We start from the raw sequence: 13,434 nt of genomic DNA, 5'->3' as shown, positions 1-13,434 counted from the left end.
GAAAGAAGGGAATCATGACAACGCATTTACATGTAAGAAGCGCCTTTTCGCTTTTATCCAGCACTCTTCGCGTGGAAGACATCGTATCGCTTTGTAAAGCGCATCACTATACGCAGGTTGCCTTGTGTGACAAAGAAGTGATGCATGTTGCGATGGCTTTTTATCATGCTTGCAAAAAGGCGGATATCAAACCGATCTTTGCGATGGAAATGCGCTGTGTAATCAATGATACTGTGTATTGGCTCTCTCTTTATGCAAAAAATATGAAAGGGTATGAAGCGCTGTTATCACTGTCTACGCATTTGCAGTGCCAAGAGGAAATGATGACGCTTGAGGAAGTCAGCGCTTATGCGAGCGATTTGATCGTGATGACCAATGGTGATGATCCGAATTTGGAAACTTGGATCATTCATGAAAATGCGAATCAGTTAGGCAGCGTTCTGGAACAGATGAAAGCGGCTTTTCGGCAGTTCTATGTGGCGATTGCCAAAAATGACAGCGATCTGTTTTATCTGCGCAACCGCTTTTTGAAAAAGGTAGCACATGATTTAGGAATCGCAACCGTAGCGCTTTCTCGCATCTATTACGGAGATGCGAAGGATGAGGCGTGTTATCAGGTGCTTTGTGCGATCAGACAGGGGGTTACGGCGAGCGATAAAACGCTCGACTTTCAGGCGAAGCGCTATTTTAGAAGTCAAGAGGAAATGAGCCGCCTTTATGAGGAAGAAGATCTGCGGATGAGCGATGTCATCGCCGATCAATGCAATGTGGAATTACAGATACATAAGGCAAAACTGCCGACCTTTGAAAATCCGTTTGGGGTCGACAGTGCCCGGTATTTGAAGCAGCTTTGCTTGAAGGGCTTAGAAAAACGCATGGGTACGACGAAGGTGCCGCGGGTCTATGTTGAGCGCTTAAAGCATGAACTAGATGTCATCATCCGCATGCACTATGAAGATTATTTTCTGATCGTGTGGGATTTTATCCGTTTTGCGAAAAGCCGTTCGATTTATGTAGGACCGGGTAGAGGCAGTGCGGCGGGATCGCTGGTATCCTATTGTTTGGGCATTACCCATGTCGATCCGATTCGCTATCATCTTTTGTTTGAGCGTTTTTTGAATCCGGAGCGGGTTTCGATGCCGGATATCGATACTGATTTTCCCGATAATCGGCGGGATGAAGTGATCCATTATGTCAAGGAACGCTATGGAAGCGAACATGTCGCGCATATCATCGCGTTTAATACACTGGCAGCAAAAGCGGTCATTCGCGATGTCGGCAAAGCGCTTGGCGTGAAACCGAGTCAGATCGATATCCTCGCGAAGATGGTGCCGAATTTTACGAAAGTTACCTTGATGGGTACTTATGACAATGTTCCGAAATTCAAACAGGCGATCCAGTCCTCTAAAGAATTACAAAAGCTCTTTGACATCGCTTTGAAGCTGGAAGGATTACCGAGACATGCTTCGCTGCATGCGGCGGGCATCGTTTTGGCGAAAGAGCCGATCACACAGGTATGTCCTTTGATTTCCTTGGACGCTGATTTATTGGCGACCCAGTTTACCATGGAATATTTGGAAGAACTTGGACTGATCAAGATGGATTTTCTGGGACTGCGCAATCTGACGATCATTGATGAGATCGTAAGCAATGTGAATGCCTCGGGGATCCCGCTTGATATTATGAAGATCCCTTTGGACGATGCCAAAACCTATCAGGTCATGCGCGATGTCGATACGGTCGGCATTTTCCAGCTGGAAAGTGAAGGCATGAAGAATCTGATTCGCCGTATTCAGCCGCGCTGCTTTGAGGATATCGTCGTCAGCATCGCTTTGTTTCGCCCCGGCCCAATGGAGAACATCCCGTTGTATTTACAGTCTAAGGCGCATCCTGAAAAGATCGTCTATCCGCATCCTTCCTTAAAGCCGATCCTGGAATCGACTTACGGTGTTATGATCTATCAGGAACAGATCATGCAGATTGCACAGAAGATGGCCGGATTTACCTTAGGCAAGGCAGATAATTTGCGTAAAGCGATCTCTAAGAAAAAAGAATCGGAATTAGCCAAGCTGGAACAGGATTTCTTAAACGGCGCCCTGCAAAACGGCTATGACAAGAAAACGGCGGAAAAGACATATGAACAGATCATGAAGTTTGCCAACTATGGATTCAACCGTTCGCACAGCGTCGCCTATGGTTTGCTTGCTTATCAGCTCACTTATCTGAAAGCGAATTATCCGCAGTTTTTCTTCCAGTCGCTTTTGAACAGTGTGATCGGAGCGGAGCGAAAGAGCGGCGAGTATATCTTTGAAGCGAAGAAACGAGGCTTAAAGGTGCTTTTACCATGTGTAAACGCCTCTGATGCACATTATGTGATCGAAGGAAACGCACTGCGCTTTCCGCTAAACGGCATCAAGGGAATCGGTAACACCGTCTGTCAGCAGCTGGTGGCGGAGCGTAAGAAAAACGGCGCGTTCCTGGATTATTTTGATTTCGTGGCGCGGGTCATGACATGTCGGATCAACCGCAAACTGATCGAAACACTGATCCATGCCGGTGCGCTTGACTGTTTTCACCACAGTCGTGCCAGTATGCTTTTGACGCTGGATGACGCGCTGCGCTATGGGGATCTGGTACGCATTGAAGATGAAAAGCAGATCCTGCTTGATTTTGAGATCGTCAGCAAACCGGCGATGATCCTTGCCAAAGATCAGCCGCAGCAGCGCAGCGATCAGGAATTTCAAGCATTGGGCTTTTATCTGAGCGAGCATCCGATTGCCAAGCTGCGCATGTCGATCGATCCAAGTTTAAGAAGTATTTTATTATTACAAAATCACCGCGGCAATGTCCGCCTTCTGGCAGTGATCGAACGAGTGAAACTGCACCGTACCAAGCATGGCGATCTGATGGTGTTTGCCGTCGGTGCCGATGAAAGTGCGAAGATCGATCTTGTATGCATGCCGAATGTTTATCGGCAGTATGAAGCGCTGCTTGTAAAAGGTACTTATGTGCTGGCAGAAGGAAAAATCGAAAAAGAAAACAGTTGTCTTGTCAGAAAATTAAGCAAGATCGAGCCCTAGACAATGTGTAAAAGCATTGTCTATTTCTTAGTCAGAAAACTTGCGAGAACTGTAAAAAACTGGTAAAGTTATGAAATGAAAGAAAGTATGGTGTAAGAATGGAATCACTTGGAATCAGTGAATTAACAGCAGATGATATTGCTTTGGTACAGCCTTATTTAGATCGATCGGGCTATGAATTATGTAACTATAATCTAGTTACTTTGTTGGTTTGGGGCGGCATGTGGCCGGTGTGGAAATATGTGGAAGATCATTTTATTTTATTATTGAGCGTACATGAAGGCGGATGGTTTCTCTATATGCCGCTTTGTGAAGAACGCTATTTTGAAGAAGCGCTGCGCAGGGCGCAGGAATTGTTTGATCAGATGGGAGAACCGCTATTATTAGATGGCTTTTCGTATCAGGGAATGGAAAAGGCGAAGCGAGTATTCCCTAATTGTGAAGTGCGTAATTTCCGCAGTACATATGATTATGTATATCTTTGTGAATCACTGCGTACCTTTGCGGGCAAGAAATTACAGAAGAAGCGCAATCATCTAAACGCCTTTTATAAACAATATGAAGGACGCTACGTATATGAAGCGATCGACAAAGACAACATGGCGGAGTGTTTGGCGTTTTTAGATGAATGGCGCAGTGATGAAATGAATGAAGAAATGGCAGCGGAAAAAGCAGGTATTCATAAAATGTTTGAACGCTATGAGGAATATGGGATCGTCGGCGGATTGCTGCGCGTGGATGGGGCGGTCAAGGCATTTGCCTTAGGTACGCGCTTAAACAAGGAAATGTGCGATATGAATGTGGAAAAGGCGGATCCTTCGATTCGCGGAATTTATCAGGCGATTGCCAAAGAGTATTTGTCACATGCTTTTTTAGATTGCAAGTATGTGAATCGGGAGGATGACATGGGAGAAGAAAAACTGCGGAAAGCCAAACAGGCTTATCATCCGATCTTTTTGCTGATGAAATATCAGATCCTGGTGAAGCGATGATCCGCAAAGGCAAAGCAAGCGATCAAAAGGCAGTTTATCGCTTATGGAAAGAATTATTTGCCTTTGATGACGGGGGATACAGCGATTATTATTTTGACGCACTGTATGATGAAAAGGATCTGTTGGTAAAAGAGGCAGCAGGTGAAGTGGCGGCGTGTTTACAGCGGCGCAGACATCAAATGGTGATAAACGGACGCACGATCGATACTTCGATCATCGTCGGCGTCATGACCCATCCCGCGTATCGTCATCGCGGCTATATGCGGGAACTGATGGAGCAGACACTGAAAGATGCGGCAAAGCAAGAACTGCTTACGGTCATACAGGCATATGATATGAATTTATACACGCCTTTTGGATTTAGAGCGGTAAATGGAAAAGCTGAGCATGTTTATGCGAAAAGCGGCGATACTTTTCAGATTGATTTGCAGGAAGGCTATGATGCGAAAAGCATGGCAGCGTGTTTTTGGGAAAGCATGGCTTCTTACAGCGGTTATTTTGTGAGAGATGAGGCATATTTTCTCCGCTATGAGCAGGAAATGAAAGCGCAGGGACTCAAGTGTGTGCGCTATATGGAAAACAAGCGCTGTATGGCTTATGCGATCTATGAAAGAGGAACAGATGGGATCGTGTGCAGTGAATGGATGGCAGTGGATGCCATGGCGCATGAGAAACTGTTAAAGGCACTGCGAACGCGGGATCAGGTAACGCTCATTTTGCCGATCGAGTATTGTGAAGGTGGAGACCCTTGCGATAATACGCTGATCCTTGTGCATGATGAAGCGGGTCTTTGCGCACGGTGTGCGATCAGTATGGAAGAAGTAAGCGAGTGGAAATGCAATGGAAAAACATGGTATTTGCCTGAATGGGCCTGAGCGCGGTATTTTTGATCTGACGCATGCCAAGGCGGAGATGATGAAGTTTATGGACCGCTTTGATCAGCAGGACCCCGCCATTGCTTTACGGCGAACCCATACGTTAAGAGTAGTAGAAGAAGCGCGGTTTTTAGGCAACCGTCTGCATATGAGCAAAAGCGAGATAGAGGTAGCGGAGCTGATCGCTCTGCTGCATGATTATGGACGTTTTTTGCCGGAAGGGAAGAGTATGGATCATGGCAGCCTTGCGGCCGAACGCCTGTTTCACAAAGGCGAGATCAGAAGATTTACGGAGGAAAGCACATATGATGGCGTGATCGAAGCGGCGATCTATTATCACAATAAAGCCGCAGTCGATGCCCATCTATATGAAACGGCTCATTTTTTCGCTGATTTTATCCGCGACTGTGATAAATTGGATATTTTAGCGGTGCGTTTATCACAACAAGCGCAGTACGAAAGGGAAGCGCAGGAATGCCTTTTTGTAAGTCAGGCGGTCATGTGCTGCTTTCAAAGACAGCGTTATGTAAAAAATGAGCTGCGTAAAACGAAACTGGATGAATATGTTGCGGCATTGGCGTTTGTCTTTGATATGCGTTTTATCGTAACCTTGCAGGAAGTAAGAAAACGCTCGCTCATCGAAAAACTATTGCAGATCAAAGTGCCTGCTTCCGCCCAAAAGCAGCTGTACTTGATCGAAGAGCAGCTCAATGCCTATTTAGCAGTGAAGTTAGAAGGCTATGGGTTTGATGAAACATGAAAAAAAGCGGTGTCTGCCGCTTTTTTGATTCCTTTTTACAGCGAATGTTCCATCGGATCGATCATGGATATCTTGATCTTTCGATACAGAAAGAGGGCGATTACCATGGCAAATGCTTCAGCGATCAAAAACGCATACCAGATGCTGTCAAGCTCAGAAAAACGAGCCAACAGGTAGGCGCATGGCAAAACGATGAGCAGCTGCCGACATAAAGAGATCATCAACGAACTGATGCCTTTGCCAAGTGCCTGAAATAATGCGGAAAGCTCAATGGAAACCCCGGCAAACAAAAATGACAGGGAGATGATGCGCAGTGCCGGAACACCGATCTTCAGCATTGCCGCATCTGCGTTAAACAGCTGTAACAGCGCTTGTGGAAATAATTGAAAGATCAGGGTACCGATCAGCATGATCAAGACCGCCATTTGGATCGCGAAGCGAATGGAAGAAAGAATGCGCTCTTTCTGTCTTGCCCCGAAGTTGTAGCCGATGATGGCGACCAATGCGTTGTTCATGCCGAATACTGCCATAAAGACAAAATTCTGTAATTTGAAGTAAACGCTGAATACGGAAACCGCTGTTTCCGAAAAGCCTACTAAAATGGCATTCATGCCGATCGTGAGTACCGTAACGATCGACTGCATGATGATCGAAGGGAAGCCGACCGCATACATCTGCGCAAAGATATGCTTTTTCAGATGAAAGCCGCGGAAACTGATGTGCAGTTCTTTTACATGGCGGCGCTGCAGGTAGATGCCTAATAGAACCGCTAAGATCTGACCGGTTACCGTCGCTAAGGCTGCTCCGGTTACCCCCATTGCCGGGAAGCCGAACCATCCGAAAATAAAGATCGGATCTAAGATGATGTTGATGAGCGCACCGGCCCCCTGCATATACATGTTATACATCGCATGCCCGGTTGCCTGAAACAATCGTTCATAAGCGATCTCGACCAATACCGCCGATGAACAAACGGTACAGATCAGTGTATAAGTCGTACCATCGGAAATGATCGTGCTGCGATCGGAAAAAGCAGAGATGAACGTCTGTGCGAAAAAGATGCCGAAGATCATAAACGGGATCCCGGATAAAAGGGCTGCCAGCACACCGTGATTGGCAACTTCATTCGCTTCCTTGAAATTCTGTTCACCCAGCTTGCGTGATAGTAGAGAATTCAAACCGGCAGCCGTACCGACCGAAACCGCCACGATCAGGGTCTGGATCGGAAAAGCCAGTGATACAGCAGCTAAGGCATCTTGTGAATATTGTGCCACAAACATACTGTCTACGATATTATAGAGCGCCTGAATCAGCATAGATACCATGATCGGCAGCGACATTGATAAAAGCAGTTTGCGAATCGGCATCTCTTTCATTTTATTGATAGATGTCATAAAAAGGCCTCCTTTCAGCCGACTACTTATTGTAGCGGAAAAAAAGATAAATTTCAAATAAAAAATAGTATTATACTTTTTAACGGTACAAAGAAAAAAACGTCTTAAACGCGCATAAGTGCTTAATTTTTTGATAAATACAAGCGTGACTTCAAACGCCTAAAATAGCGTTTTGACGCTTTTTTGCCGTCCTAACTCAATAAGACAATATAAATTGATACGGTCAGATATAAGAAAAACCATCCTATGCGAGAGCGAAAGCACTCATTGTTTTCGTTCTCTTGGTTGCCATATAAGCAGGGACAGACGCACTTGCGGGCTGCGGCGAAGCCCGTTCATCTCGACCGTTGACAAGGAAGATTGGAACTGCTATTTCACACAGAGCAGACTTATAGTAGAATAATTCATATATGGGTGCTATAATATTGGGAAATAAATTGATAAACTGATATTTGAAGGAGAATGGTAAATGGTTGACGTAAAGTTTTATGATGAAATTGATGACAGATTATTAAAATTTGCCGTCATTATTGCAAAAACAGACAATAAATGGGTGTTTTGTAAACATAGAGAGCGAGAAACATTCGAGATTCCGGGCGGTCACAGAGAAAATGGTGAGCATATTTTAGACACTGCAAAACGAGAGTTATATGAAGAAACGGGCGCACTTGAATACAGCATAAAACCTATTTGTGTATATTCAGTCACTTCACCAGATAATTTTGAAGGTAATGAGAGTTATGGAATGCTTTACTTTGCTAATATTCTGTCTTTTGAAAATGAATTACATAGTGAAATTGAAAGGATTTTGATTACGGAGCGGCTTGTGGAAAATTGGACATATCCATTGATTCAACCGAAACTGATAGAAGAAGCAGGGCTTAGGGGATATTTATAACTTAAAATTTGCTTGTTGGAATATTTCCAACAAGCAAAAATTTATCTTACAAAGAGTGATTTTTACGGAAAGGGTACCCCTTTCCTATGCTTGCTATGGAACTTTTTACAAAAGAGAGGAATGAAAAGGATAATCTAAACAGATAGCATCTCGCTTTGAAATATTACGCAGTTAAAGGACATTTATGATGGGATCTGCAAAACCTTTGCTTGCAAAGCCTAATAAAGCCCTAATGCGTAACATAGAGAGCAGAAAATATTATCTTTTGTATTTGACGCTTTTTTGCCGCCAGCGCTTATAAAACGAGTTTATGTGGAGATATGACAAAATACATAGAGATACGGGAAAACCCTTGTAAATCAAGGATTTGTCCTCACTTCTATAAACGCTTGCAAGAAGTTATAATACGACTTCCGTCTATAAAATCAATAAAAAATACACGATAGAAAAGAACAGTATGTGCTATAATACAAAATAGAAGAATGCTCAATCATTACGGTTGATCAAACAAGGAGTGTTTGATATGGATGAAAACAGAATGTTACAAAACCTGCTTTCTTTATGCCGGATCGGCAGTATCTCTGCAAGTGAAGCGGAGAAACAGATGCCGGCTTTATTAAAACAACTGCTGCTAAAGATTCCTTATTTTCAAAGACACCCAAACCAGATCATGATCCATCATATACGGGAGGAAGAAACGAAGTGCGGGTATGTCTTCGCTTTGATGAAGGCGTCAAAGCAAACCAAACGTACCATCGTCTTGCTATCTCATTTTGATGTCGTCGGAATTGATGAATATGGAATAGGGGCGCCATATGCGTTTGATCCGATCGCATATACGGACTTTTTGAAACAGGGAAACTTGCATTTAGATGAAGAAAGTCAAAATGATCTAGACAGCGGACATTATTTGTTTGGCCGCGGCATCTGTGATATGAAATGGGGCATTGCCGCCGATATCGAGCTGCTGCATGCTTACAGTGAAAAACGCGATGCGAATTTATTGTTTGTGAGCGTGCCGGATGAGGAACGAAACTCTGAAGGAATGCTGGATGCGATCAAGAAAATGGAAGTATTGGCAAAACAGGAGGACCTTTCCCTTGATTTCTGCATGGTGGGGGAGCCGGATATTTCATTTGAACAAAGTCTTGAAAGCCGCCGTTTATTTATCGGTGCTGCGGGCAAAGTCATGCCGTTTTTCTACTGTGTCGGAAAAGAAACGCACGTCGGTGATCCATATGGCGGCTTGAATCCGAATCTGCTGAGCGCGAAAATCGTGGAATATTTAGAGCATGCGCCTGCTTTCATCGATCAGGCAAACGGTTATTTTACCCCGGCGCCGACCTGTTTGAAACAGTCGGACTGTAAGACTTCATACAGTGTACAGACCCCTTATGACAGTTATGCGTACTTCAACCTGATGACCCTTTCCAAATCGATCGATACGATCAAAGAGCAGCTGCTTGCCTGTGCAAGGCAGGCCTTTGAAGAGGTGCTGCGGATGCGGGATGCGCGAATCTTGCAGGCAGAACAGCTCCTAAATCGCGCGTTGCCCCATGCGTCCATTTCCGTAAATGTGATGAGCTATGAAGAACTGTATGCAAGCTGTGTCGAGCAGCATGGATCTGCCTTTCAAAAGCATATGGAGACCTTTATCGAAGGATTGGAAGAAGCGGATATGCGGGAAATGACGCTTGCTGTGATAAAAGAAACGCACCGCTATGCGCCTGATCGATCGGCAAAGATCATTTTGGCGTTTGCACCGCCTTATTATCCGCATTCCGGTTTTCTTGAAGCAGATGCGCCATTGAGAAAGATCTGTGAACGGTTTGTGAAGAAAGCGCAGAAGCAGGGCGAGCGCTATGAACTGAATGCGTGCTTTAACGGCTTGACGGATATGTGTTATCTGGGCTTGCGCGATGCGGGTGCTGCTCTTTCACTTGCGGCGAATTTCCCACTGTGGGGAAAGCACTATGAAGTGCCTTTGGAAGTGATGCGGAAGTTACAGATCCCTTTTGTCAATTTCGGACCGGATGGCAAAGATCCGCATAAATACAGTGAAAGGATCGAATTAAACTATTCTTTGAAGCAGGCGCCAAGACTGCGCAAAATGCTGGTCGATGAAATGATGCGTGATTAGAAACGGTACTGGATGTATCGTTTCTTTTATTTTGTCAATAATAGTTGCAAGGAGGTATGTAGTATGGAAAAACGTTTACAGGAAACAGCGAAAAGGCATATGCCGAAAGATCAGCGGCTCGCTCATGCCATTGCGGCTTTTATAAGCGGTGGAGCGATCGGAGGAAGCGGCGAGGTCTTGCTTATGCTTTATCAGGAGAGCCTGCACATGCCTAAGCAGCAGGCATTGTCGCTGGTGATCGTAACCTTTATTGCCTTGGCGGCGATCTTGACCGGACTTGGTTTATTTGATCAGCTGGCACAGCGTTTTGGGGCCGGTGTATTTATTCCGATCACCGGATTTGCGAATGCGTTAGCATCAAGCGCACTGGAAGGGAAAAGCGAAGGCTTGATCTATGGCATCGGCATGAATATGTTTAAGCTGGCCGGCAGTGTCTTGACATATGGCATCGTATCTGCGTATTTTATCGGCATGCTGCGATATTTGTTTTTGGGAGGCGCGTCATGAAAACACTGCACTTTGCAAATGTATATGTAAAAGCATGGGGAAGTGCTGGCGGAAAGCTGGAAAGTGAGGGGCCAATCAAAGAACTGTTAGATCGAGCCTTTCATGATGCGTACTGTGGAACCAGCAGCTTTGAGCGGGCGGAGCGGGAACTGATCCGCAGTGCGGTAGACAGCGCCTTGCGCAAGGCAAAGCTGGAGCCAAATGATCTGGATGTGATCATTGCCGGAGATCTGATGAATCAGCTTTCTGCATCACATTATTTTGCCAAAGATCTGCATCGTCCTTTCATCGGCATGTATGCGGCCTGTGCTACTTCTTCGCTGATCCTCGCGCAAGCGGCGATCTTAGTGGAAAAGATGCACCAGCAAAGGGTGCTGGCCTTTACTTCCTCTCATACCGCGACCGCAGAGCGGCAATATCGTTTTCCTAATGAATATGGGATACAGAAAAAAGCAACGACGACATCGACTGCCAGCGGGGCCGGTGCGGCAATCATTACCGCTGAACCCGCGCAAGTACGCATCACGCATGCCTGTATCGGCGAGATCGTAGACTGGCATTTTTGTGATGCCAATGACATGGGCAGAGCAATGGTGCCGGCTGCCTATAAGACGATCAAACAGGTATTTGCGGATACCGGTACGGATTTCAGTGATTATGACGGCATTTACACCGGCGATCTGTCGGCGCTGGGCTTTTCCTTTCTCTGTGATCTGTTTATACAGGATGGATATGATTTGCACAATCATTTGAATGACTGTGGTCTGATGCTGTATGATCGTGATAAACAAGATGTCTTTTGCGGCGGGAGCGGGTGTGGGTGCAGTATGCTTTACACCTTTACGAAGTTGATGGATGATTTAACAAACGGCAAAGCAAACAAGATCATGGTCGTCGCGACCGGGGCGCTGCTTTCACCGGTAGCGGTGCAGCAAAAAGAAAGTATTCCCTGCATTGCCCATGCGGTCATATATGAAAGGGCAGGTGAGGCATGATGCACTATCTGATGGCTTTTGTTACCTGCGGCGGCATTTGTCTGATTGCACAGATCATCTATGACAATACCAAGCTTACGGCAGGACATATCACATCGATGTTTGTGGTAGCGGGTGCGGTGCTGGATGGCTTTGGTCTATATGATCGTCTATTAGAGATTGCCCAGGCCGGTGCGGCATTGCCGATTACCAGCTTTGGACATTCTTTGATCCACGGCGCTTTGGCAGCGGCGAAAGAGCAGGGGCTGATGGGGATCGCCTTAGGTTTGTTTGATTTGACGGCAGTCGGCATTACTGCGGCAGTAGTCTTTGCCTTTTTGGTGGCAGTGTTATGCAAAGCGAAAAACTGAGCGCTTATCAACAGCGCATCGCTGTGTGGAAGAAACAGCTTGCGGCGTCTTTTGACGTTGTTTTTCGGGAAATCGAGATCGAGGATCGCGCCTGCTGTTTGATCTTTTTGTCTTCGCTGAGCGATGGCGAATTGATTGCTGATGTTGTGGAAAGCATCGTGGATACCGTAAAGAACCGTTCTTTTATTTATTATCCCGGCAGTGTATCTGCGTGCATGGACGATCAACAGGCAATGACTTTTTTATTGAGCGGACAATGTGTGGTGATCGTCGATGGAGAAGCGCCTTATTATGTGATCGAAACACGTGCTTATCCATCACGCTCCACAGCAGAACCGAGCGTGGAAAAGTCGATTCGAGCAGCGCATGATGGCTTTGTGGAAAATATTATCATCAATGTGGGGTTACTTCGCCGCAGGATCCGCGATCCGCGCTTACGGGTCATCTTAAATAAAGAAGGGGTCAAAACGAAGACCGACATCGCCTATGTTTATATCGACGGTTTGGTCGATGTCGATCTGCTTGCGGACTTTCAAAATCGTTTGCAAAATCTGGACGAGATCGAAATTGTATCGGAGCGCATGCTTTGTGAAAGTCTGTATGGAAAGACGATCAATCCTTATCCGCATGTGCGATACAGCGAACGTCCGGATATTTGTGCCATTCATTTGTTGCAAGGGTATCTGGTGGTCATCGTAGACAATGCGCCTAGTGCAATGATCATACCGACGACCTTTTTTGAATTAAACAAGCAGATGGAAGAATACACCCAGACAGCGGTCATTGCCGTGTTTACCAGAACGCTGCGTTTGTTTGGGGTGCTGCTGTCGATCTATTTCATACCACTATGGATGGTTTTGATGAAAACACAGAATCATACCCTCTTAAATCTGCATTTGATGGAAGATGTCAATATTTATGGATTTGGTTTACAGGTACTGCTTGCGGATATTGCGGTGGAATGGATCAGACAGGCACTCATTCATACCCCGGATATGCTTTCCAGCATCATGGGGTTTATCGCTGTATTTTTATTAGGCGATATGGCAATCGGATTAGGCGCGTATACGGAAGAAATCTTATTGGTTGTGGCGCTTTGCAACATCGGCAATCTTTTGACGCCTAATTATGAATTGTCGCTTGCCAACAAGTTTTTCCGAATCGTGCTTGCTTTATTTGCCTTGGTGTTTGGACTGCCGGGCTTTTGCTTTGGTGTCGTGTTCCATGTGAGCGTGCTGCTATCGACCAAAACGATCAAGTTTCCTTATCTGTATCCGCTCTGTCCTTTCTCTTGGCGGGCATTAAAAAGAATTTGGCTGGGCGCGCCGATCCGTTTGCGTCAAGATAAGCAAAATGAAACAAGCAATGAGCATTAACAGGATCATGATTTCATAACGGAAGTCATGATTTTTTGTGCAGCAGGATAGGAATGCAGAGTAAAAA

The 13,434-nt window shown here is 45.5% G+C and carries 11 protein-coding genes; 10 read left to right on the top strand and 1 reads right to left on the bottom strand.

Annotated elements, in window-relative coordinates:
• Nucleotides 1-14: 14 nt before the first annotated feature.
• The 4 genes from dnaE to C1712_RS03600 all read left to right on the top strand — a co-directional run bounded on the left by dnaE (nucleotide 15) and on the right by C1712_RS03600 (nucleotide 5,707).
• Nucleotides 15-3,080: a DNA polymerase III subunit alpha gene (gene dnaE, locus C1712_RS03615; protein WP_102266871.1), complete on the top strand. Its 3,066-nt coding sequence runs from the start codon at nucleotides 15-17 to the stop codon at nucleotides 3,078-3,080.
• A 98-nt stretch (nucleotides 3,081-3,178) separates the two neighbouring features.
• A complete protein-coding gene (locus C1712_RS03610) occupies nucleotides 3,179-4,072 on the top strand; it encodes a DUF2156 domain-containing protein (RefSeq protein WP_102266869.1) in 894 nt (297 codons plus the stop codon).
• The gene (locus C1712_RS03605; RefSeq protein WP_102266867.1) at nucleotides 4,069-4,947 is read left to right on the top strand and encodes a GNAT family N-acetyltransferase; all 879 of its coding nucleotides are present in this window, start codon (nucleotides 4,069-4,071) and stop codon (nucleotides 4,945-4,947) included. The genes C1712_RS03610 and C1712_RS03605 overlap by 4 nt, the downstream gene beginning before the upstream one ends.
• Nucleotides 4,913-5,707: an HD domain-containing protein gene (locus C1712_RS03600; protein WP_102266865.1), complete on the top strand. Its 795-nt coding sequence runs from the start codon at nucleotides 4,913-4,915 to the stop codon at nucleotides 5,705-5,707. The genes C1712_RS03605 and C1712_RS03600 overlap by 35 nt, the downstream gene beginning before the upstream one ends.
• Nucleotides 5,708-5,742: 35 nt before the next feature.
• On the opposite strand, the gene C1712_RS03595 is transcribed toward C1712_RS03600, so the two are convergent.
• Nucleotides 5,743-7,101 carry an MATE family efflux transporter gene (locus C1712_RS03595; RefSeq protein ID WP_102266863.1) on the bottom strand — a complete coding sequence of 453 codons (1,359 nt, stop codon included), beginning with the start codon at nucleotides 7,099-7,101 and terminating at the stop codon, nucleotides 5,743-5,745.
• Nucleotides 7,102-7,570: 469 nt separating this feature from the next.
• On the opposite strand from C1712_RS03595, the gene C1712_RS03590 reads away from it, so the two are divergent.
• From C1712_RS03590 to C1712_RS03565, 6 genes are all read left to right on the top strand, one after another.
• A complete protein-coding gene (locus tag C1712_RS03590) occupies nucleotides 7,571-7,999 on the top strand; it encodes an NUDIX hydrolase (RefSeq protein WP_102266861.1) in 429 nt (142 codons plus the stop codon).
• A gap of 523 nt (nucleotides 8,000-8,522) precedes the next feature.
• The gene (locus C1712_RS03585) at nucleotides 8,523-10,139 is read left to right on the top strand and encodes a M20/M25/M40 family metallo-hydrolase (protein ID WP_102266859.1); all 1,617 of its coding nucleotides are present in this window, start codon (nucleotides 8,523-8,525) and stop codon (nucleotides 10,137-10,139) included.
• A gap of 63 nt (nucleotides 10,140-10,202) precedes the next feature.
• Complete coding sequence (locus C1712_RS03580) at nucleotides 10,203-10,646, top strand: SpoVA/SpoVAEb family sporulation membrane protein (protein ID WP_102266857.1); 444 nt, start codon at nucleotides 10,203-10,205, stop codon at nucleotides 10,644-10,646.
• Entirely contained in the window at nucleotides 10,643-11,641 is a 999-nt protein-coding gene (locus C1712_RS03575) for a stage V sporulation protein AD (RefSeq protein WP_102266856.1), read from the top strand. Before C1712_RS03580 ends, C1712_RS03575 begins: the two co-directional genes overlap by 4 nt.
• Nucleotides 11,641-11,991 (top strand): stage V sporulation protein AE, encoded by a 351-nt coding sequence (gene spoVAE, locus C1712_RS03570; RefSeq protein WP_102266854.1) that lies wholly within the window; start codon nucleotides 11,641-11,643, stop codon nucleotides 11,989-11,991. Before C1712_RS03575 ends, spoVAE begins: the two co-directional genes overlap by 1 nt.
• Nucleotides 11,973-13,367: a spore germination protein gene (locus C1712_RS03565; protein ID WP_102266852.1), complete on the top strand. Its 1,395-nt coding sequence runs from the start codon at nucleotides 11,973-11,975 to the stop codon at nucleotides 13,365-13,367. The genes spoVAE and C1712_RS03565 overlap by 19 nt, the downstream gene beginning before the upstream one ends.
• The last annotated feature ends 67 nt before the right edge of the window (nucleotides 13,368-13,434 follow it).

This window comes from Massilicoli timonensis (genome assembly GCF_900199515.1).
Taxonomy (GTDB): Bacteria; Bacillota_I; Bacilli_A; order Erysipelotrichales; family Erysipelotrichaceae; genus Massilicoli; species Massilicoli timonensis.
Note: the sequence above shows the minus strand (reverse complement) of the source record. Positions and strands in the feature narration are given on the sequence as shown.